Origin of the sequence: Pseudomonas cedrina subsp. cedrina, assembly GCF_001983175.1 — a bacterium.
GTDB lineage: Bacteria > Pseudomonadota > Gammaproteobacteria > Pseudomonadales > Pseudomonadaceae > Aquipseudomonas > Aquipseudomonas cedrina.
On record NZ_MNPW01000017.1, the window covers coordinates 70,302 to 90,922 of the forward strand.

At 63.7% G+C, this 20,621-nt stretch carries 16 protein-coding genes; 13 read left to right on the forward strand and 3 right to left on the reverse strand.

Features of this window, described 5'->3' with window-relative positions; all coding sequences use genetic code 11:
- Positions 1-51: 51 nt before the first annotated feature.
- From BLL36_RS27290 to BLL36_RS27300, 3 genes are all read left to right on the forward strand, one after another.
- Positions 52-852, forward strand: a complete 801-nt coding sequence (locus tag BLL36_RS27290) for a glucose 1-dehydrogenase (protein WP_076954709.1) — start codon at positions 52-54, stop codon at positions 850-852.
- The gene (locus tag BLL36_RS27295; protein WP_076954710.1) at positions 845-2,668 is read left to right on the forward strand and encodes a glycoside hydrolase family 15 protein; all 1,824 of its coding nucleotides are present in this window, start codon (positions 845-847) and stop codon (positions 2,666-2,668) included. The genes BLL36_RS27290 and BLL36_RS27295 overlap by 8 nt, the downstream gene beginning before the upstream one ends.
- 250 nt (positions 2,669-2,918) lie before the next feature.
- Positions 2,919-3,824, forward strand: a complete 906-nt coding sequence (locus BLL36_RS27300; RefSeq protein WP_076954711.1) for an alpha/beta fold hydrolase — start codon at positions 2,919-2,921, stop codon at positions 3,822-3,824.
- Here BLL36_RS27300 and BLL36_RS27305 read toward each other — a convergent pair.
- The gene (locus tag BLL36_RS27305) at positions 3,821-6,031 is read right to left on the reverse strand and encodes an ATP-binding protein (protein ID WP_076954712.1); all 2,211 of its coding nucleotides are present in this window, start codon (positions 6,029-6,031) and stop codon (positions 3,821-3,823) included. The two genes, BLL36_RS27300 and BLL36_RS27305, sit on opposite strands and share 4 nt — an antisense overlap.
- 110 nt (positions 6,032-6,141) lie before the next feature.
- Complete coding sequence (locus tag BLL36_RS27310; RefSeq protein WP_076954713.1) at positions 6,142-7,110, reverse strand: GlxA family transcriptional regulator; 969 nt, start codon at positions 7,108-7,110, stop codon at positions 6,142-6,144.
- A gap of 90 nt (positions 7,111-7,200) precedes the next feature.
- Here BLL36_RS27310 and inhA point away from each other — a divergent pair, with 90 nt between their 5' ends.
- The gene (gene inhA, locus BLL36_RS27315) at positions 7,201-7,881 is read left to right on the forward strand and encodes an isonitrile hydratase (protein ID WP_076954714.1); all 681 of its coding nucleotides are present in this window, start codon (positions 7,201-7,203) and stop codon (positions 7,879-7,881) included.
- 31 nt (positions 7,882-7,912) lie between these two features.
- Here the strand turns inward: inhA and BLL36_RS27320 are convergent, their stop codons facing one another.
- Entirely contained in the window at positions 7,913-8,542 is a 630-nt protein-coding gene (locus tag BLL36_RS27320; RefSeq protein WP_076954715.1) for a LysE family translocator, read from the reverse strand.
- 625 nt (positions 8,543-9,167) lie between these two features.
- Between BLL36_RS27320 and BLL36_RS27330 the strand changes: the two genes are divergently transcribed.
- The 9 genes from BLL36_RS27330 to BLL36_RS27370 are packed head-to-tail and all read left to right on the forward strand — an operon-like array spanning position 9,168 to position 20,620.
- Positions 9,168-10,607 carry an undecaprenyl-phosphate glucose phosphotransferase gene (locus BLL36_RS27330; RefSeq protein ID WP_076954717.1) on the forward strand — a complete coding sequence of 480 codons (1,440 nt, stop codon included), beginning with the start codon at positions 9,168-9,170 and terminating at the stop codon, positions 10,605-10,607.
- Positions 10,607-12,067 (forward strand): mannose-1-phosphate guanylyltransferase/mannose-6-phosphate isomerase, encoded by a 1,461-nt coding sequence (locus tag BLL36_RS27335; protein WP_076954718.1) that lies wholly within the window; start codon positions 10,607-10,609, stop codon positions 12,065-12,067. Before BLL36_RS27330 ends, BLL36_RS27335 begins: the two co-directional genes overlap by 1 nt.
- A 1-nt stretch (position 12,068) precedes the next feature.
- Positions 12,069-12,980 carry a glycosyltransferase family 2 protein gene (locus BLL36_RS27340; protein WP_076954719.1) on the forward strand — a complete coding sequence of 304 codons (912 nt, stop codon included), beginning with the start codon at positions 12,069-12,071 and terminating at the stop codon, positions 12,978-12,980.
- A 29-nt stretch (positions 12,981-13,009) separates the two neighbouring features.
- On the forward strand, positions 13,010-13,786 hold the full coding sequence (locus BLL36_RS27345; protein ID WP_076954720.1) for a polysaccharide biosynthesis/export family protein: 777 nt from the start codon (positions 13,010-13,012) through the stop codon (positions 13,784-13,786).
- 14 nt (positions 13,787-13,800) lie between these two features.
- Positions 13,801-15,792 carry a GumC family protein gene (locus BLL36_RS27350; protein ID WP_076954721.1) on the forward strand — a complete coding sequence of 664 codons (1,992 nt, stop codon included), beginning with the start codon at positions 13,801-13,803 and terminating at the stop codon, positions 15,790-15,792.
- Positions 15,792-16,982, forward strand: coding sequence for a glycosyltransferase (locus BLL36_RS27355; protein WP_076954722.1), 1,191 nt, complete (start codon positions 15,792-15,794; stop codon positions 16,980-16,982). The genes BLL36_RS27350 and BLL36_RS27355 overlap by 1 nt, the downstream gene beginning before the upstream one ends.
- Positions 16,972-18,300 (forward strand): GH39 family glycosyl hydrolase, encoded by a 1,329-nt coding sequence (locus tag BLL36_RS27360; protein ID WP_076954723.1) that lies wholly within the window; start codon positions 16,972-16,974, stop codon positions 18,298-18,300. Before BLL36_RS27355 ends, BLL36_RS27360 begins: the two co-directional genes overlap by 11 nt.
- A gap of 8 nt (positions 18,301-18,308) precedes the next feature.
- Positions 18,309-19,526, forward strand: coding sequence for a glycosyltransferase family 4 protein (locus BLL36_RS27365; RefSeq protein WP_076954724.1), 1,218 nt, complete (start codon positions 18,309-18,311; stop codon positions 19,524-19,526).
- Positions 19,517-20,620, forward strand: coding sequence for a glycosyltransferase family 4 protein (locus BLL36_RS27370; RefSeq protein ID WP_076954725.1), 1,104 nt, complete (start codon positions 19,517-19,519; stop codon positions 20,618-20,620). The genes BLL36_RS27365 and BLL36_RS27370 overlap by 10 nt, the downstream gene beginning before the upstream one ends.
- The last annotated feature ends 1 nt before the right edge of the window (position 20,621 follow it).

A 20,621-nucleotide genomic window follows, 5' to 3' on the forward strand; every position in this document is an offset into this window, starting at 1 on the left:
GCGCGCCGTCAGTCAGCTACTTGAACTCACGGATTTAAGGCTGGGTGAGCAATGCGTATCTCGTTGGAGCAACAAGTGGCCCTGGTGACAGGCGCCAGTTCCGGAATCGGTGCCGGCGCGGCGAAGGCCCTGGCGCAGGCCGGCGCGGCCGTAGTGCTGAACTACAACGCCAAGGCGGCGCCCGCCGAGGCCCTCGCCGCGCAGATCAATGCCAGCGGCGGCCGGGCGATTGCCATCGGTGCCGATGTATCCCAGGAAGCTGATGTGCAGCGCATGTTTGCACAGGCCCTGGAAGCGTTCGGCCACCTGGACATCCTGGTGGCCAACTCAGGCCTGCAAAAGGACGCCAACCTGGTCGACATGAGCCTGGACGACTGGAATACAGTGATCGGCGTCAACCTCACCGGCCAATTCCTGTGTGCCCGCGAAGCCGTGCGCATCTTCAATCGCCAAGGCGTGCGCAAAGGCGTGTCACGGGCCGCGGGCAAAATCATCCACATGAGTTCGGTGCACCAGTTGATCCCCTGGGCCGGGCACGCGAACTACGCGGCGTCCAAAGGCGGCGTGGAGATGCTGATGCGCACCCTCGCCCAGGAAGTCAGCGAGCAACGTATCCGCATCAACGGCATTGCGCCGGGGGCGATACGCACCGCAATCAATCGCGCGGCTACCGAAGGGGCGGCGGAGCAAGAGCTGCTCAAGCTGATTCCCTACGGACGCGTGGGCGATGTGGAGGACGTGGCCAACGCCGTGGTATGGCTGGCCAGCGATGCCTCCGATTATGTGGTGGGCAGCACGCTGTTCATTGATGGCGGCATGAGCCTTTACCCGGAGTTTCGTGGCAATGGTTGATTTGAAAAACGAACCACAGAGTGCCATCGATGCCCATGGCATTATCGGCGACATGCGCAGCGCCGCACTGGTGAATGATAAAGGCAGCATCGACTTCTTCTGCTGGCCTGAATTCGACAGCCCGTCGATCTTCTGTTCGTTGCTGGACACCCCCGAGGCCGGCATTTTCCAACTCACCCCGGACCTGCCCAACGCGCGGCGCGAGCAGATCTACCTGCCCGACACCAATGTGCTGCAAACCCGCTGGCTGAGCGACCAGGCCGTGGTGGAGATTACTGACCTGCTGGCCGTCAGTGAGGAAATCGATGACCTGCCCCTGTTGATCCGCAGGGTGCGGGTCGTCAGTGGCAAGGCCCAGTTTCATCTGCGCTGCGCGGTGCGCCACGATTACGCGCGCACGCCTACCCACACCAGCCTCGACAACGGCACGGTGTGCTTCAGTGCCGAAGGCCAACCGGGCCTGCGCCTCTCTGGCAGCCACCCGTTGCAGGTCAAAGACGGCGCAGCCGTGGCGAGCTTCGCCCTGGACGAGGAAGAAGGTGCCGAGTTCGTCCTGGGCGGCCAGGAGGATCAACGCGTGGACGGCGGCTGCACCGACCTGGCGCTGGCCCACACCGTGAAGTTCTGGCGCGGCTGGATCGCCCAATCGAACTACCGTGGACGCTGGCGCGAAATGGTCAACCGTTCGGCCCTGGCGCTGAAACTGCTGACGTCGCGCAAATACGGCGCGATCATTGCCGCCGCCACCTTCGGCCTGCCCGAGGCGCTCGGCGGCGAACGCAACTGGGATTACCGGTACACCTGGATCCGCGACGCCTCGTTCACCGTCTATGCCTTCATGCGCCTGGGTTTTGTCGAAGAAGCCAACAGCTACATGCGCTGGCTCAGGGGCCGTGTGAGTGACTGCTGCGACCAGCCGACCCGGATCAATATCCTGTACGGCATCGACGGTCGCCAGGAGCTGCCTGAAGCCGAGCTTGACCATTTCAAGGGCCACGGTGGTGCCCGGCCCGTGCGCATCGGCAACGAGGCATTCGACCAGGTCCAGTTGGACATCTACGGCGAGCTGATGGACGCGGTGTACCTGGTCAACAAGTACGGCGAAGCGATCTCCCACGAGGGCTGGAAACACACCGTGGAAGTGGTCGATCAGGTCTGTGAAATCTGGAATACCCAGGACGTGGGCATCTGGGAAATGCGCGGCGAGCAGCATCATTTTCTGCATTCGCGCCTGATGTGCTGGGTCGCGCTGGACCGCGCCATCCGCTTGGCGTCCAAGCGCTCACTGCCGGCGCCGTTCGCGCGCTGGGACCAGACCCGCCAGGCGATCTACGCCGATATCTGGAGTAACTTCTGGAACGAAGAACGCGGGCACTTCGTGCAGTACATCGGCAGCACCGCGCTCGACGGCTCGATGCTGCTGATGCCGTTGGTGCGCTTCGTCGCGGCGACCGATCCGCGCTGGCTGTCGACCTTGCAGGCCATCCAGAAAAACCTGGTGCGCGACGGCATGGTCTATCGCTACCGCAACGAGGGCCAGATCGATGGCCTGCAAGGCACCGAAGGCGCTTTTGCGGCCTGTTCGTTCTGGTACGTCGAATGCCTGGCCCGCGCCGGGCAAGTGGAGAAGGCTCACCTGGAATTCGAACAACTGCTGCGCTATGCCAACCCGCTGGGCTTGTATGCCGAAGAGTTCGACAGCCAGGCCCGCCACCTGGGCAACACGCCCCAGGCGTTGAGCCACTTGGCGTTGATCAGCGCGGCGACGTTCCTGGACCGCAAACTCAGCGGGCAGAAGACGACCTGGCAACCCTGATGCCGCCATCGCGGGCAAGTCGAATCGTCGCACCGCCGCTCCCACAGGGGATCTGATCGTTCCTACGCTCCGCGTGGGAATGCCGCCTGGGACGCTCCGCGTCCCGCTGACCCCTCGATGTATGACAGGTGACGCGGAGCGTCACGGCATGCATTACCACGCGGAGCGTGGGAACGATCGATGATGCCCCCCACCCCGTCAGGGTTTGCGGTAGAGTTTCAACACCGCTGGCCAACCGAAAGCGCCTACCATGACCCTGACCGCTCCGTTGCTTTACGTGCGCACCTCCATGCTCGATGTGGCTTATGAAGCCCACGGCCCAACCGACGGTGAGCCTGTGATCCTGCTGCATGGCTTTCCCTACGACCCACGCGGCTATGACGCGATTGCGCCGGTACTGGCCGGGCGTGGTTACCGCGTGCTGGTGCCATACCTGCGCGGTTACGGCCCGACGCGGTTTATCGATGCACAGGTAATGCGCTCCGGGCAGCAGGCGGCGTTGGCCAAGGATTTGCTGGAATTCATGGACGCACTGGCGATTCCGCAGGCGACCCTCGCCGGGTACGACTGGGGTGGGCGCGCCGCCTGTATCGTCGCGGCGTTATGGCCTGGGCGGGTACGCGGGCTGGTGACCGGGGATGGCTACAACATCCAGGATATCGCCCAGTCGCCCAAGCCAAGGGCGCCGGCGACGGAACATCGATTGTGGTATCAGTACTACTTTCATACCCAGCGCGGTGTCGATGGGTTGACCGCCAACCGCCGCGAACTCTGCGCCTTGCTGTGGTCGCTGTGGTCGCCGTCCTGGGCCGAAGGACCGGGGCTGTATGGGCAGACGGCGCCGTCGTTCGATAACCCGGATTTTGTCGAGGTGGTGATCCATTCCTATCGTCACCGTTTCATGTACGCCCCTGGCGACCCGGCGCTGGAAGCCATCGAGCAGGCCCTGGCGTTGCAGCCGGTGATTTCGGTACCGAGCATTTCATTGTGCGGTGCCGATGATGGCGTGGGCCCGCCGCCCGAAGTGGATGATGATGTGGAACGGTTCAGCGGTTTTTACCGGCGGCAGGTCCTGCCGGGCGTGGGTCACAATATCCCTCAGGAAGCGCCGCAGGTGACCGTGGCGGCCATCCTTGAGCTACTCGCCGGCGCTTAAGGCGCTGCCGCGAGCCTGAAGCTGAACACGCTGCCCTGCCCCGCCACGCTCTCTGCCCAGAGCGTGCCGCCGTGCGCCTGGATAATCCCGTGGGAGATATACAACCCCAGGCCGCTGCCGGTGGGGTTGCCTTCGCGGGACGTCCAGTAGCGTTCGAAAATGTAGGGCAATTGCGCCGCACCGATGCCCGCGCCGTTATCGCACACGCGAAACAGCACGTGGTCGTCCGCCGCCTGGGCGATTACCTCGATCGCGCCGCCCAGGTCCGTAAACTTCAGCGCATTGCCGAGCAGGTTGGAAAACACCTGGAACAGCCGCTCCGGGTCGGCCTGCACGCGCAGCCCCGGCTGGGCCCGCCAGGTCAGGTTGATGCCCTTGGCCGCCGCCAGCGGGTGCCACATCAAGCCAAGCTGGTCGAGGGTCGCGTTTACTTCCAGCGATTGCAAGGCAACCTGATAGCGCCCGGCCTCGATACGCGAAATGTCGATCAAGTCTTCCAGCAAGGTGTTCATGCGCGATGTGGCGTTCTGCATGGTTTCGATGGCGGTGGCCATGCGCAGGTTGGCCTTGGTGTCGTCGGCGGGCACCAGCTTGCGCATCATGCCGCATTGCATCAGCAGGATGGTCAACGGGCTGCGCAGGTCGTGGGAGACCACGGCCACCAGCTCGTCACGGGCACGCACGGCCGCATGCTCGCGCTGCACCTGGCGCGCCAGGTCAAGCTCCAGGGCGTGGCGGCGCAGGCTCTCCACCGCCTGCAGCACGGAGGCGGACCATTGCAGCGCCTTGCCATCGACCTGCTGTTTCCACAGTTCAAACGACAGCCGCGGGCTTGAGGTGCCGGCCCCGGCATCCTGATGCTTGATGGGCTGGCCACTCCAGTTCACCGTGGATTTCAGCTCGGGGCGAAACCACATCACGGCATTGTTAACCGGTTTAGGCAGGCGGATGGCCAACAGGCCGCTGGCGATTGCCTGATAGGCCGCCGCCGCGGGGAAGTCCACAGCCAGTTGATGACTGGACACTACGCCCTTGCCCTGTTGCTGCACCCAGGGGTAAAGGGCGCGAATTTCAGCCTCGGTCGGGCAGGCCCCGAAGCAGTGCAGGCGCTCCTCCACCAGAATCGCCAGGCCATGGGCGCCAGTCAGGTCCAACAGGGTTTGCGCATGAGGCAGCAAGCTTTCCATCACATCAAGCGTGTCCCCGGCCATGGCGTCGGCCAACGCGTCGATCATGACGGTTTTTTCCTGCTGCTGGCGACGGGCTTCCTGCTCCTGAAGCAAGGTGATCTGCATCGAAAGCAACTGGCCGATGCTGCTGCAGGCCGTGCGCAACTCATGGGGCACACGCAACGGCTCGCGGTGACCGCAGGTGATCAGGCCCCAGAGCTGATCGTCCTTGAGCAGGGAAATACTCATGGATGAGCGCACGCCCATGTTTTTCAGATAAAGGCAGTGCACCGGCGAGACGCTGCGCAGCACCGCGAAGCTGAGGTCGAGCGGGCGACCGTTATCAGGGCGCAGCGCCGGCAAGATCGGCACCGGCTGGTAGGCGGCATCGGGAATCACACGGATCCAGTTGAGCCGGTAAAGCTCGCGGGCCTGGGGCGGGATGTCCGAGGCCGGAAAACATAGGCCCAGGTAAGGCTGCATGCCGTCACTCAGGGATTCGCCGATCACCTTGCCGTGCCCCTCCTGTTCGAAGCGGTACAGCGTGACGCGGTCGTAGCCGGTCAATGCGCGGATCTCGGTGACGCAGGTCTGGTACAGCCCATCGAGGCTCTTCGCCGACTGCAGGCGGCGCAGGGTTCGGGCAACGTGCAGGGCAGCGGCATGCCGGGGTGACACGGCGCGCTCCAACTCCAGAAACAGCAAGCCCTGGTGGCGATGCAGCAACGCGTCGAACAGGTTGCCGTTGAGCGTCACTTGATGCAACTCGTCTTCATCGGCATCCAGGTCCGCCAACGCCAGGCGCACCTGAGCCAGTGCGTGCGCGCCGATCAGACTGCCCAGCGCCTGACCGGACAGCGGCGCGGCGCCCAGGCCCAGCTCGGTATTGACGTTGGTGCTGGCCTGCAGCACCACAAGCGCCGGTTCACTGAGCGTCAGCAGCAACCCATGGGGCTGGATCGAACCGGGAATGTGGATAGGCTCGCTGGCGCAATCGTCCCGCAGGGGATCGGCGCTGATCGCAGGCATTGGCTTCATGAGCAGGGTTACGCCGGGGGGGCGAAGGAAAAAGCGGTGCAGTCGGGGGCGATCACTGCGCAAGATAGTCGGCCAACATAGCACCTTGCTTCAGCGGTGTACGTTTTCGTTCAAGCCGGGTGGCAAAAGCGTTCGCGGTAGGCCTGGGGCGTAACGTCCAGGGCGCGAAGGAAGCTGCGGCGCAGGGTTTCCTCGCAACCGAACCCACACTGCACGGCGATACGCTTGATCGACGCGGTGCTGTCAGCCAGTTGCCGGCGCGCGGCTTCGACGCGCATCAATTCGACCGCTCGCGCCGGGGTCTGGCCGGTTTCGGCGCGGTAGTGGCGCACAAAGCTGCGCTCGCTCATGCCGGCCTGGGCGGCCAGGGTCGGGATGTTCAGATCCAGGCTCAGGTTTTCCGCCATCCAGGCATGGAGTTCTGCGAAGCGGCTGTCATCTTTTTGCAGGGACAGGGTCACGCTGAATTGCGACTGGCCACCGGGGCGCTTGAGAAACACCACCAGGTGCCGCGCCACCTCCAGGGCCACGGCGCGGCCCAGGTCTTGCTCCACCAACGCCAGGCACAGGTCGATGCCAGCGGTGACACCGGCGGACGTCCAGACAGCGCCCTGCTGGATGAAGATCGGGTTGGACTCCACCGTCAGCGAAGGAAACTTGCGCGCCAGTTCGTCGCAACGCGTCCAGTGGGTGGCCACGCGGCAGCCGTCGAGCATGCCGCTGGCGGCCAGCAGGAACGCGCCGGTGCACACCGACGTCATGCGGCGGGTGTGCCTGGCTTTTTCACGCACCCACTCCACCAGCGCCGGGTCTTCAGCCGCGCCGTACACTCCCCAGCCGCCGGCGATCACCAGGGTGTCACACGGCGCATCGACGGCAGGCAGCGGTTCGGCCACCAGGGCCAGGCCGGACGAGGTCATCACCGGCTGCGTTTGCGCGGCAACCACCGAAACGGCATAGGGCAAGGGCTCACCGCGTTGGCGCGCCAAGTCGTTGGTGGAGGCGAATACCTGCAAAGGTCCGGTGACATCGAGCACCTGGGCGTTATCGAAAGCGAGTACATGAACGATTCTGGGCATGATTGGCGCGATTCGTGGGCTCAATGGCGTATTCGCCAAAGCCTAAGCCCCTAGAGTGAAGCCGTCCACCCCTTTGACGGAGCGCTATTGATGACCTTGCAGATTGGCTTTGTGTTGTTCCCCGGCATCCAGCAACTGGACCTTACCGGCCCCTATGACGTCCTGGGCTCGCTGCCGGACGTGAAGTTGCACCTGGTGTGGAAAGACCTGGCACCGGTCACCTCCAGCACCGGCCTGGTGTTCACCCCGACCATGACCTATGCCGATTGCCCGCGCCTGGATGTGATCTGCGTGCCCGGTGGGTCCGGCGTCGGCGCGCTGATGGAAGACCCGCTCACCCTGGACTTTCTCAAGACCCAGGCACAGACCGCGCGTTACGTGACGTCGGTGTGCACCGGCTCGCTGGTACTGGGCGCCGCGGGCTTGCTGCGCGGGCGCAAGGCGACGACGCACTGGGCCTACCACGACCTGCTCGCCCCGCTCGGCGCGATCCCGGTGCAGGAGCGCGTGGTGCGTGACGGCAACCTGCTGACCGGCGGCGGCATTACCGCAGGCATCGATTTTGCCCTGAGCCTGGCGGCGGAGCTGTACAGCGAAGCGGCGGCGCAACTGGTGCAATTGCAGATTGAATATGCCCCGGCGCCGCCGTTCAATTCGGGCCGCCCCGACACCGCGCCCCGGCATGTGCTGGAAGAAGCCAATAAGCGCAGCGCCGACTCGCGTCGGGTACGCGGTGAGATCGTTGCACGCGCGGCTGCGCGGTTGGGTTGACACTGCAAAACACCCCAGGCGAATGTGTACGTCAGGTGGGGCGGGACATCAGCGCCAGCCGCACAGCCAGCACCGTCAGCACCGTCGCCAGGCCCCACTTCTGCAACCAGGCGCTGTTTGAGCGCCTGGCAAAGCAGCGGCTGAGCGCGCCGCCAAACACGCCCAGAACCCCATGGAACACCGTTGCAATCAAGGTCAGCACGCCCCCCAGCAGCATCAACTGCACCGCGATGGAGCCCGCCTGGGGCCGCACGAACTGTGGCAAAAACACCACAAAAAACAGCAAAGCCTTGGGGTTGAGCAGGCTGTTGAGCATGGCTTGAAGGAACACGCGGCCCAACGGCACGCGATTGACACCCGCCGCGTCCATCCCAGGGCTTTTCTGCAAGGTTTTGAACACCAGCCACAGCAGGTACACCACGCCCGCATAACGGATCAAGTCGAACGACGGCGGCCAGCTGGCGACCAACGCCGTCACGCCGGTGGCCGTCAATGCCGTCAACAGCACGTCGGCCACGCTGATACCCAAGGCCGACGCCACGCCGCCGCGCCAGCCGTGGGTGACGCCATGGCTGATGACAAAGGCCATGTTCGGCCCAGGGGATAACAGCAACAGCAGCACCGCACCGGAAAAAACCGCCAGGGTCGCAAGGTCGATCATGCTCAATCCATCCACCGGGAAAACTGCAGATTAATCAGCCTGCGCGGTGCGGACAAAAAATTGTGCTGGATACATACAACCTGTCCGATGAAAAACTATTACAACACGGTCGGCGCAGCCTCCTGGGGCAACTTCTACGGTGAACCGAATAATTTTACGCTGAGTTTGAAAGGCAACTTCTGATCAAGCGAACCCCCCGGCGGCAGGGCACTTAGTGCGAGACTGCCGTCTCTTCCCACGCCGTTTCGAGCGCGCTTTTAAAAAAGGTTTCTTCTTTAAGCAGGAAAAATTTCACATTTGTTCCTACACTCAAAAACACACCCCCACCCCCGAGTGCCAGGACAAGGAATGTCAATAAAATGCCGCAAAAAAGATCACAAAACCTATATACCATGCAGCTTGCGCACCATCGTCAATTTGTTGACTGAGCGCAGGCAGCAAACACTCCTTTAGTCACGCCCTCCGCAAAATCCCTTCAAATGGATAGCTGTAGCTGGATTGTGCATTGGGATTGGAAAGTTGCGTATTACCCAGAAGTAGTCGTTCGACCCAGGTTCTAAAGCAGCCCGCTGTTTATGAACAAACACTCGAACAGAGAAGTCTGGAGTGCAATGAGGGATGTTTTATGCGAGAGAAGTCGCCCGTCGACAGCTTGTTTCTAACACGCGCCGGTTTTGTTGAGTTCTTTGTTGTTTTCGTCAAGTTGATCCATGGCCTCTCGGCCATTTTACCCCCGCTGGTCCTGGTGCTTTTCCTGGACCCGATAGCCCCTGAGCTGCGCACCCATTTCCTGGGTCTGCTGGTGTTTTTTGCGGCGCTGACCATCATTCTGTTCCAGGCGCTGGGCATCTATTCCGAGGAATTGTTCAGCAACCGGCTGCGCCTGAAAACCAAGATCAAGGCCTGGTCGGCGGCGTTTTGCATCCTGCTGTTCATGTACCAGATCCTGCAGATGTTCCCGCAGTTGACGCCGCGCAACCTGGTGGCGTGGTACGTCGCCAGCCTGGCGCTGTTCTGCCTGGAACGGCTGTTGATGCTGCGCCTGTACCGCAAGCTGATGCGCGAAGGCAAATACCTGCAACGCACGGTCATCCTGGGTTTTACCGACACCGCCGTGCACGTGGCCGATCACCTGCTGCGCAACGGTGACATCCGTTCTGGCCTGGTCGGGTTTATCGACGATCGCACCGAGCGCATTCCCAAGGAACTGAGCAACCTGCCCCTGCTGGGCAACACCCGCGACCTGGAAAAACTGATCCGTGCCCAGCAGGTGAACCAGGTGATGATTTGCCTGCCTTGGGCTGCCGAACAGCGCATCCACGGGCTGGTCAACCGCCTGCGGCAGTTGTCGGTGAACGTCATGCTGGTGCCGGACATGGCCGCGCTGCGCTACGGCCACAGCAAAATCACCGATGTCGGCGGCATTTTGATGTTCAACACCTCCCAGTTGCCGCTGCGCGGCTGGTCGCCGGTGATCAAACGCTGCGAGGATCTGCTGCTGGCGAGCCTGGCGCTGGTGGCGCTGTCACCGGTCATGCTGGCGACGGCGATCGCGATCAAGCTCGACTCGAAGGGCCCGGTGCTGTTCCGGCAGAACCGCTACGGCTACAACGACAACGAAATCCGCGTGTTCAAGTTCCGCTCGATGTACACCGACCAGAGCGACTTCACCGCCGAGCGCCAGACCACCCGCGAGGACCCGCGCATTACCCGGGTCGGCCGCATCATCCGCAAGACCAGCATCGATGAGCTGCCGCAGCTGTTCAATGTGCTGCTGGGCAACATGTCCATGGTCGGCCCTCGCCCGCACGCCACCGCGACCAAGGCGGCTGGTGTTCCCTTTGAAGTGGCGGTGAGCGAATACAGTTCGCGACACCGGGTCAAGCCGGGCATCACCGGTTGGGCGCAGATCAACGGTTACCGGGGCGAGACCGACACCCTGTTCAAGATCCAGAAACGTGTCGAGTACGACCTGGAATACATCTCCAAGTGGTCGGTGTGGTTTGACTTGTACATCGTCTTCATGACGGTTCCGGCCGTCCTTTCCACCAAGGAAGTCTATTGATGAACACGCTCAACGGATTGATTCCCTGCATTATTTCCGGCGGTTCGGGCACGCGGCTGTGGCCGGTGTCCCGGCAGAACATGCCCAAGCCGTTCATGCGCATGCGCGATGGCGTGAGCCTGCTGCAAAAAACCTTCCAGCGCGCCGCCAAGCTGCCTGGGGTGGAGAGTGTGTTGACGGTGACCAACCGCGACCTGCTGTTTCGCACCCTGGATGACTATCGCCTGGTCAACAAGGCCCACCTGCCCCTGGACCTGCTGCTGGAGCCGTTCGGCCGCAACACCGCAGCGGCGATTGCCGTGGCGGCGCTGCATGTGCAGGAGCATTTCGGCGGCGACGCGCAGTTGCTGGTGATGCCCGCCGACCATTTGGTCCTCAATGAAGTGGCGTTTGCCGAGGCCGTCACCCAGGCCCGCGACCTGGCCGAAGCCGGCTACCTGGTGACCTTCGGCATCCAGCCGGACCACCCGGAAACCGGCTTTGGCTATATCGAACAAGGTGAGCCGCTGGGCACGGGCAACCGGGTCAAACGCTTCGTCGAAAAACCCGACCTGGCCACTGCCCAAGGCTACCTCGACGGCGGCAAGCACCTGTGGAATGCCGGCATGTTCTGCTTCAAGGCCAGCACCCTGGTAGACGAGTTGGCCACCCATGCGCCCGATGTGCTGGACGCCGCCCGTGCCGCGCTGGACCACAGCCAGAGCCTGCAGAACAAAACCTCGCGCCAGCGCGAACTGGATTCGGACGCCTTCGGCAGCGCGCCGGATATTTCCATCGACGTGGCCTTGATGGAAAAGTCCGGGCAGGTCGCCGTGGTGCCTTGCGACATCGGCTGGAGCGACATCGGCTCATGGGAAGCCCTGCGCCAGCTCACCCCCAGCGACGCCCATGGCAACCAGGTCAATGGCGAAGCGATCTTGCATGACGTGCACAACTGCTACATCGACTCGCCCAAGCGCGTCCTGGGCGCCGTGGGCGTGCGTGACCTGATCATCGTCGACACCCCCGACGCGCTGCTCATAGCCGACGCCCATCGCAGCCAGGATGTGCGCTACATCGTTGCCGAACTCAAGCGCCAGAACCATCCGGCGTACAGCCTGCACCGCACCGTCACCCGGCCATGGGGCACCTATACCGTGCTGGAGGAAAGCAGCCGCTTCAAGATCAAGCGCATCGTGGTCAAGCCCCAGGCGTCGCTGTCGCTGCAGATGCACCATCACCGCAGCGAACACTGGGTGGTGGTCAGCGGCGCGGCGCAGATCACCAACGGCGAGCGCGAATTTTTGATCAACGCCAACGAGTCCACCTACATCCCCGCCGGGCACAAACACCGCCTGACCAACCCCGGCATCATCGACCTGGTGATGATCGAGGTGCAGAGCGGCGAGTACCTGGGCGAGGACGACATCGTGCGCTTCGACGACATTTATGGCCGCGCGCCGGCTGAAGTGAAGAAATAATATGCGCACGTCCCTGATCATCCCGACCCGTAACGCATCCAGCCACCTGGCCCGCCTGCTGCCGGCACTGGAGATGCAAACCCTGCAACCTGACGAGATGCTGGTGGTGGACAGCGCCTCCAGCGATGACACCGTGGCACGCTTTCGCGAGTTCGGCGCACGGGTCGAGGTGATCGACGCGCGCGATTTCAACCATGGCGGCACCCGGCGCTGGGCCAGCGAACAAGTGGGCGGCGACGCGCTGATCGTGATGACCCAGGACGCGATTCCCGCCACCCCGGAAACCTTCGCCAACCTGCTCGCCGAGTTGCAGCAGGACCCGCTCAACGGCGTGGCCTACGGTCGCCAACTGCCGCACCCCGATGCCGGTGTGCTGGGCGCGCAATCACGGCACTTCAACTACCCGGAGCACAGCCGCAGCAAGCGCCTGGCCGACGCAGCGGAACTGGGGATCAAGACCTGCTTCAGTTCCGACTCGTTCTCGGTGTACCGGCGCAGTGCGCTGCAGGCAGTAGGGGGTTTCCCGGCGGATGTGATCGGCAGCGAAGACGCCTTTGTCGCGGCGCGCATGCTGCTTGAAGGCTACAACGTGCGCTACGCCGCCACGGCTCTGGTGCATCACTCCCATGATTACAAGCTCATGGATGAGTTTCACCGCTACTTCGATATTGGCGTGTTCTACGGCCGCGAGCCGTGGATCAAGCAAGCCTTTGGCGACGCGGGTGGCGAAGGCAAGCGCTACGTGCTGGCTGAACTCGCCGCCCTGCGCAAGGCCGGCGCCTTGCACCGCGTCCCCGAAGTGCTGGTGCGCAGTGCATTCAAATGGCTCGGCTACCGACTGGGCCATCTGGAGCGCCGCCTGCCGTTGGGCCTGAAGCGGCGTATCAGCATGTTTCCCGGTTATTGGAAGTGAGCATCATGACCCACAGGAAGCCCCCCTTGATGAAACGAACCCTGCTCGTCGTGGCCATGATGGCCCTGGCCGCCTGCAATACGCCGGCGCGCATCGTCCCGCCGGACGGCAAGACCGTCGAGGAAGGCAAACGCGCCCTCGACCAGCTGGCCCAGCTGCCGCCGGCGGTGGAGCGCATCCGCGTGGGCGACCAGCTGCGCATCGTGCGCGATGCCGGTGAAATGCCGACGCTGTCGGCGTTCAACGTCAGCACCATCTACGAGCTGACGCTGTACACGGTGCAGACCGACGGGATGATCAACTACCCGTTCCTGGGACCGATCCAGGTGGCCGGTCGCCAACCTTCGGAACTGGCGGCGGAGCTGAGCAACAAGCTTGCGCCGGTGTACCGCGAGCCGCGTGTGACGGTGAACATCAACCAGGCACCGGCCAACTCGGTGATCGTCGGCGGCGCGGTGAACAACCCGACGGCGGTGCAGATCGCCACGGCCAACACCCTGGAGCAGGCGATTATCGGCGCCGGCGGGGTCAGCCCGGCCGGTAATGCAAGCATGGTCGCGCTGTTACGCGAGGACGCCCAAGGCGCCTATCGCGCTTATTTCCTGGACTTCAGCCAGTTGCTCAAGACCGGTGCCAACGGGCGCAAACCCGTGCGCCTGCAGCGCGGTGACGTGGTGTTCGTGCCCAAATCCAACGTGGGTGAACGTATCCAGGGCGTGGATACCTACCTGAACCAACTGATCCCCTTCACCAAGTCTATCGGGGTTGGCTACAACTACACCCGCACCAGCGGCGGCACTAATTAAAGGAGCGACATCCCATGATCGAGATCCGTTCTTTTCGTGATCTGCTGCGTCTGTTCTTCATCTTCCGCCAGGAGTTCAAGCTGGCGGCGATTGCCGCGCTGGTGATCATTCTGCTGGGGGCATTCCTGCTGCCGGCCAAGTACGAGTCCACCGCGCGCCTGCTGGTCAAGCCGGGCCGCGATTCGACCTTGCCGATTGAAATCAGCAACCGCCAGGCGCTGGTGATGCCCAGCACCCAGCGCGACCCGATTGTCGACGAAGAGCGCCTGCTCACCGGTCGCCCGATTGTGCGCGCGGTGGCTGAGCACTACCTGGAAGTGATCGATAACGCGCCGCCGCCGGAAGGCTTCTGGAAGCGCACCAAATATTACGTGAAGAGCGGCGTGGGGGCGGTGTTCGACGGTATTCGCGTGGTACTGGAAACCGTCGGCGTGGTTGAAAAAACCACCCCGGTGGAGCGCCTGGCCGCCGCCCTGGAAAAGAATTTTGAAGTGAGCCACGCCGCCGGTTCCACGGTGATGGACATCAGCTTCACGTGGGGCGACCCGCAAATGGCCCAGGCCGTGGTCAAGGATTGGGTCGAGACCTACATCAACGAACGCACCCAGGCCCTGGGGCGCAAGAGCCTGTATGCCTTCTACGAGGGCCAGGCGGCCAACAGCGCCACCGAGATCCAGAGCTACAAACAGCAGATCCTCACGCACCTGAACGAGATCGGCGCGGCGAGCATCACCGATCGCCTGGAAGACTTGTCCGAGCGCATCAACGTGCTGCGCGGCGAGACCTTCAACACCACGCGCCTGATCGCCTCGTCCGACAGCGCCATCCAGAGTACACGCAGCCAACTCAAGGGCCAGCCTAAGGAAGTCACCACGGTGCGCCAGATCGCACTGAACCCGCAGCAGCAGGATTTGCGCCGGCTGCTGAACCAGAAGCTGCTGGAAAAGGCCGACATGATGCGCACCTACACCGACAATGCGCCGCCGGTCAAAGCCCTGGATGCGTCGATTCGTGCGATGCAGGTCCAGGTCGCCAATGAGAGCAACACGGTGCAGGCCTCGGAGAACCGCGCGCCGAACACCCTGGAAATCCACTTGCAGCGTGTGCTGCTGGATGAAACCAGTAACAACCTGGCGCTGCGCACCCAGCTGGTCCAACAGCAAAAACAATTGGTGAACCTGGAAGCGCAGCGCAAGCAAGCCCTGGAAATCGAGCCGGAGCTGACGCGCCTTTCTCGCGAGCTGAGCACCACCGAGCGCAACTATGCGCTGTACGTCGACAACCTGGAAAAGTCGCGCATCGACCGTGAACTGGACAACAGCCAGATCAGCAACATTGCCGTGATCGAAGAAGCCACCTTGAACCCGGGCCGCATCTTCCCCAAAACCCTGGTGATGCTGATATTGGCGGTGCCGTTTGCCATCGTCGTCGGCCTGCTGGTGATCTACCTGTGCTACCTGCTCGACCAGCGTATCCATGACGGTGGCCTGGTGGAGCGCAAGTTCGGCCTGCCACTGTGGACCACCCTGCCGGAGCTGGACACCAGCACCGCGCAAAGCGCCAACGCGTTCAATGCGAGTATCTACCGGCTGTACAGCCTGCTGCAGCCCGCCCGCATCGCCGAGCAGGGCCTGACGCTGGGCCTGACCTCGGCGCGCCACGGCGAAGGCGTGACCTTTGTGGTGGAACAGTTGCGCCAGTTGCTGCATGAGAACGGTGTAAACGTGCGGGTCGGCGGGCTGGAAGCCGCTGCGCCCGGCGAAGTGGTGCTGCTGGATGCGTCGGCCCTGCTGGCCAACCGCGACGCATTTGTTGCGCTGCGCCGCGCCGACCTGATCGGCCTGGTGGTGGAAGCGCGCAAAAGTACCGTGCCGGTGGTGGAGCATGCGCTGTCGATCCTCAACACCGCGTTCGGCAAGGTGGACGGCATTATCATCAACCGCCGCAAGTTCGAAGTGCCAGGCAAAGTACTGCAGACCATCGGCAAATACCGGGGGGCGATCTGATGCGCATCGCCCTGCTCGCGCCCCTGCCACCGGAAAAAAACGGGATCGCCGACTACGCGAATCACTTCCGCTCGGCGCTGGAACAAGTGGGTGTGAAGGTGCTGACACCGTTGGCCGGCGTGGCGGGCAATAGCGAGGCGATCAAACAGGCTGTCAGCGGGTTTGACTGGCAAGCCGTGGACCTGGTGCACGCTGAGTTGGGCGGCGGGCGGTTGGGGGAATTCCTGGCCTTGCGTGAGCTGCGCAAGGCTTACCCGCGACTGCCGTTGACCGCCACCGTGCATGACCCGGAGCGCATCGTGTGGCGGCGCGAACATCTGCCGTTTCCGCTGAACCTGCTCGAACGCCTGCCTGGCCCGCTGCCCCAGGCGGCCGTGGTGCTGGCCGACCCGCTGACTTTGCGCGAAGAACGCCAGGTCGCCAAGGGGCTGAACCGGCTGGTGACCCTCACCCGCCTCGGCGCTGACTGCCTGCGCCAGCGCATGCACTTGCCCGCCGGCAAAGTGGCGGTTATCCACCATGCGAACCTGGACATTGCATCGGCACCGCTGCCGTCGCTCGACACCCTGCACCTGCTGTACTTCGGTTTCATCTACCGCGGCAAAGGCATTGAAGACTTGGTGCAGGCGCTGGCCAACGTGTTCACGCAAGCCCCTGAATTGCGCGACCGCGTGCGCCTGACCCTGGCCGGCGGCACCGCCGCGGAAATGGCGTTTGGCGCGGGCGGTAACTACCTGGAGCAGTTGAACGCGCAGATCGCCTCCCTGGGCCTGACCGGTTGCATCGACTGGCGGCTGAACCTGCCGGCCGATGAAATCGCCAATACCATTCAGGCCCATCATGTAATGGTGCTGCCGTATCGCGAATCGAAAAAACTCGGCCTGCTGGGGCGTCAGCGCGGCACCAGCGGGGCGTTGTCCTGGGCGGCCGCCTGTGGGCGCGGCGCGATCACCTCGGATGCGCGCGCGTTTGCCGAGGAAGTCGCCAGCGGTAACGGCGCCATCTATCCCGAAGGCGATGTGGCGGCGCTCAGCGCGCAGCTGTTGCGCCTGGCACGCACCCCGTTGCTGGCGCGCAATTGGGCCGAGCGCGCCGGCGAAATCGGTCGCGAACGTCTATGGCCGCTGACCGCGCAGCAGTTCAAACAACTCTTTAAGCAAGCCATCGCGGGGGCGCCTTATGGCACGTAAACGAACCTACCTCGCCAGCGTTGCAGTGGTCGCCGCTCTGGGCCTGAGCGCATTTTTCTGGGGCCGCCCGGCCGACGCCGAAAACCATATGCTCAAGGGCAGCAAGGTGGTGGTGTGGAAGGATTTTCTGGGGGTGAATGCGCAGTTCCTGTGGTTCAGCCCCGCGCGTTATCAGATGCAGATCGACCGCCTCAAGGCCCTGGGCCTGGAGTGGGTACGCCTGGATCTGCATTGGGATCAGCTGGAGCCGGCCGAGCACCAGTATCAGGTCGCGACCCTTGACCAGTTGGTCGGCAAGTTGCAGGACAACCAGCTCAAGTCGGTGTTCTACCTGGTGGGCTCGGCGCCCTTCGCCACCACCGCGCCGGCGGGTGCGCCTTATCAGGACCAGTACCCGCCCAAGGATCCGGCGGTGTTCGCCAACCGTATGGCACTGCTGTCCCAGCGCTACCCCAGCGTCGACGCGTGGCAAGTGTGGAACGAGCCGAACCTGCTGGGCTTCTGGCGCCCGGCCGCAGACCCGGCCGGCTTCGCCGCGCTGCTCAGCGCCACGGCCAGCGCACTGCGCGCGGTGAACCCGGATAAACCCGTGGTCGCTGCCGGCATGGCTTTCTTCAGCGAGATGCCCAACGGCCAGACCATGTTCGATGCCTTGGGCGCACTCGGCGTGGCCCGCCTGAACACGGTGATTTCCTACCACCCCTACACCCAATTGCCCGAAGGCAACGACCCGGCCAACCTGGACTTCATCGCCAAGACCACCCAACTCAACCAGGCCCTGCGCAACGGCGGCGTGCGAACCCTGTGGAGCACCGAGTGGGGCTGGTCGACCTACACCGGGCCCAAGGACGCCCAGGACATCATCACCCTGCAAGGCCAGGCCGATTACATCGTGCGGCGCCTGGCGCTGATGAGCGCGATGGATTACGACAAGATTTTCCTGTTCACCCTGAGCGACCTCGACCAGCGCGCCAGCGTGCGCGACCAGTCATACGGCTTGCTCGACATCGACGCCAACCCCAAGCCCGCCTACACCGCGCTGAAAAATTTCCTCGAGGTCAGCGGGCCGCAGCTCACGCCCGGCGATCCGCCCGTGGCCGACCAGTTGCCCGACGGCCTGTTCAGCATCGGCTGGACCCGCAACGACGGCCGCAAACTGTGGTTCTTCTGGTCGGCCGAAGGCGGCAGCGCGCACTTGCCGGGCCTGGCCAGCGCCACCCTGTACGACCCGCTGCGCGGCACGCAAACGCCGTTGAGCGGCACCAACGGCCTGACCTTGCCGGTCAAGTCGAACCTGCAAATTCTGTTATGGGACTGAGGCCTGCCATGCGCATTTTATGGATCCTGCCCTACTCACCCTGGCCCGCCACCAGCGGCGGCAAGACGCGCCAGTACCACCTGCTGCGCAGCCTGGCCGCGCGGGGGCATCGGATCACTTTGCTGCTGCATGACAAGCACCCGGTGTCACCGGCAGACCGCCAGGTGCTGGAAGCGTTTCTTGAGCAGTTGATCGTCCTGCCGCGCCGCCCGCTGCGCAGCGTCACGACGCTGCTGGCCGGGCTGTTTGCGCCCTACCCGCTGCTCGCCAGTGTGAATGGGCTGTCGGGCCAACTGCAGGAGACTTTCAATGGGTTGCTGGGCGAGCAGTGGGACGTGGTGCAGATCGAACACAGCTACAGTTTCCAGCCGTACGAAGCGGCCCTGGCACGTAAATCCCAGGCCTTTGTGCTGACTGAGCACAACGTCGAATCAGCCCTTGGCGCCGCGACCTACGACCGTTTGCCGAACTGGGCGCTGCCGTTCATTCGCTACGATCAATGGCGCTACGCCCGCTGGGAACGTCGAGTGATGCGCCAGGCCAACCACGTGGTGGCGGTGACCCAGAGCGATGCGCAGGTGCTGGCCAAGATCGCCGACAAGCCCGTGTCGGTGGTGGTCAATGGCGTGGATTGCGATCACTTCGCTGCCGCCCGCCCCGACCCGTCGACCCGTCGCGTGCTGTTCCTGGGCAACTATGAATACGCGCCGAATGTGGACGCCATCGAGTGGGCCCTGGATGAGATCTTGCCCAAGGTCTGGGAGCGCTGCCCGGATGCGCGCATGAGCGTCTGTGGCTTCGGCATGCCCGCCCGTTGGCGCGAGCGCTGGCAGGACCCGCGCATCGAATGGCAAGGTTTTGTCCCGGACCTGCTGAACCTGCAATCCAGCTGCGCGGTGTTCCTCGCGCCGCTGCGCCATGGCGGCGGCTCCAAGCTCAAGGTGCTGGAAGCGCTGGCGGCCGGCCTGCCGCTGGCGAGCACCGAGCAAGGCGTATCGGGGTTGGACCTGGTGGAAGGCCTGGACTACCTTGGCGGGCAAACTGCCACGAGCCTGGCGGACGCCGTGGTGCGTTTGCTGCAATTTCCCGACGCCGCTGCGCCCATGGGTGAAGCGGGCCGCGCCTATGTGCGCCGCGCCCATGACTGGAGCGCCGCCGCCAGCCAGCTTGAGCAGGTGTACGCGACCCTTTCACCGTTGAATCAAAAGGAGCCCGCATGCGTGTAGGCCTGGATTACCGCACCGTCGGCACCTCGCCGCAGTCAGGCATCAGCCGCCAGGTGTACGCGCTGGAAAGCGCCTTATACAGCCTGCCGGGCATCGAGCTTGAGCGGTTCACCGTGGCGCCCCTGGGCGATGAAAGCCGTCTGCAGGCGCACTGCCCGGACTGGGGCTGCGCGAAAACCGCCATGCACCAGCCGCACAATCGCCTGCGCTTCGAGGCCGGTTTCCTGCCGCGCGCCCTGCGTGAACAGCGCATCGACCTGTACATCAGCACGTTCAACATGGGCCTGCCACTGCCGCCCAAGCCAAAAGGACTGCGCAGTGTGGTGCTGTTGCACGACCTGTTTCAGATCACCCTGGACAACTACCACGCCAACCGGTTGAAGGCGCTGATCTACAAGACCAGCGATCGCCTGTCGATTGCTTATGCGGTACACAGCGCCGACCGCGTATGGACACCGTCGCAGTACAGCGCCGACGAAACCGCACGGCTGTTTCCCAAGGCCGCAGGCAAGATTCGCGTGCTGCCCAACCAGGTCGATGGTTTTTCCGAACTGGCCGCGGACCTCAGTGCCCACGATTTGCCCGAGCGCTATTGGTTGCTGGTCGGTACCCGCGAGCTGCGCAAGAACGTGCCATTCCTGGTGCAGGCCTGGCAGCAGGCACGGCGCCAGTCACCCGGCGTGCCGGAGCTGGTGTTGGTGGGCAGCCTGGAGCATTTGCCCGAAGCCCAGCGCACACTGCCGGGGATTCGCGCGCTGAGCGGTGTGTCGGATGCCCAATTGCATGCGCTGTACCGCCAGGCGTCACGCCTGTGGCAACCGTCGTACGCCGAAGGCTTCGGCTTGCCGGTGATCGAAGCGCTGAGCGTCGGCACCCCGGTGGCGGTGGCCAGCGGCACGTCGCTGGATGAAATCACCCCGCCGTCGGCGCCGCGCTTCTCGCCCACCGACGGCCCGGCGCTGACGCAGTTGATGATCGGTCTGGGCGAGCGCGCCGATGAAGATTCGCCCACGCAACGCCGGCGGTGGGCGGAACGCTTCAACCATCATGCCTATCGGCGGCGCCTGGCCGAGCTGATCGAGGAACTCAAATGAG

Excerpts from the sequence above, each read along its gene's own strand:
- BLL36_RS27305 (WP_076954712.1), bottom strand. The coding sequence starts at position 6,031 with ATGAAGCCAATGCCTGCGATCAGCGCCGATCCCCTGCGGGACGATTGC.
- BLL36_RS27300 (WP_076954711.1), top strand. The coding sequence starts at position 2,919 with ATGACCCTGACCGCTCCGTTGCTTTACGTGCGCACCTCCATGCTCGAT.
- inhA (WP_076954714.1), top strand. The coding sequence starts at position 7,201 with ATGACCTTGCAGATTGGCTTTGTGTTGTTCCCCGGCATCCAGCAACTG.
- BLL36_RS27330 (WP_076954717.1), top strand. The coding sequence starts at position 9,168 with ATGCGAGAGAAGTCGCCCGTCGACAGCTTGTTTCTAACACGCGCCGGT.
- BLL36_RS27295 (WP_076954710.1), top strand. The coding sequence starts at position 845 with ATGGTTGATTTGAAAAACGAACCACAGAGTGCCATCGATGCCCATGGC.
- BLL36_RS27355 (WP_076954722.1), top strand. The coding sequence starts at position 15,792 with ATGCGCATCGCCCTGCTCGCGCCCCTGCCACCGGAAAAAAACGGGATC.
- BLL36_RS27360 (WP_076954723.1), top strand. The coding sequence starts at position 16,972 with ATGGCACGTAAACGAACCTACCTCGCCAGCGTTGCAGTGGTCGCCGCT.
- BLL36_RS27370 (WP_076954725.1), top strand. The coding sequence starts at position 19,517 with ATGCGTGTAGGCCTGGATTACCGCACCGTCGGCACCTCGCCGCAGTCA.
- BLL36_RS27345 (WP_076954720.1), top strand. The coding sequence starts at position 13,010 with ATGAAACGAACCCTGCTCGTCGTGGCCATGATGGCCCTGGCCGCCTGC.
- BLL36_RS27320 (WP_076954715.1), bottom strand. The coding sequence starts at position 8,542 with ATGATCGACCTTGCGACCCTGGCGGTTTTTTCCGGTGCGGTGCTGCTG.
- BLL36_RS27340 (WP_076954719.1), top strand. The coding sequence starts at position 12,069 with ATGCGCACGTCCCTGATCATCCCGACCCGTAACGCATCCAGCCACCTG.
- BLL36_RS27365 (WP_076954724.1), top strand. The coding sequence starts at position 18,309 with ATGCGCATTTTATGGATCCTGCCCTACTCACCCTGGCCCGCCACCAGC.
- BLL36_RS27350 (WP_076954721.1), top strand. The coding sequence starts at position 13,801 with ATGATCGAGATCCGTTCTTTTCGTGATCTGCTGCGTCTGTTCTTCATC.
- BLL36_RS27290 (WP_076954709.1), top strand. The coding sequence starts at position 52 with ATGCGTATCTCGTTGGAGCAACAAGTGGCCCTGGTGACAGGCGCCAGT.
- BLL36_RS27335 (WP_076954718.1), top strand. The coding sequence starts at position 10,607 with ATGAACACGCTCAACGGATTGATTCCCTGCATTATTTCCGGCGGTTCG.
- BLL36_RS27310 (WP_076954713.1), bottom strand. The coding sequence starts at position 7,110 with ATGCCCAGAATCGTTCATGTACTCGCTTTCGATAACGCCCAGGTGCTC.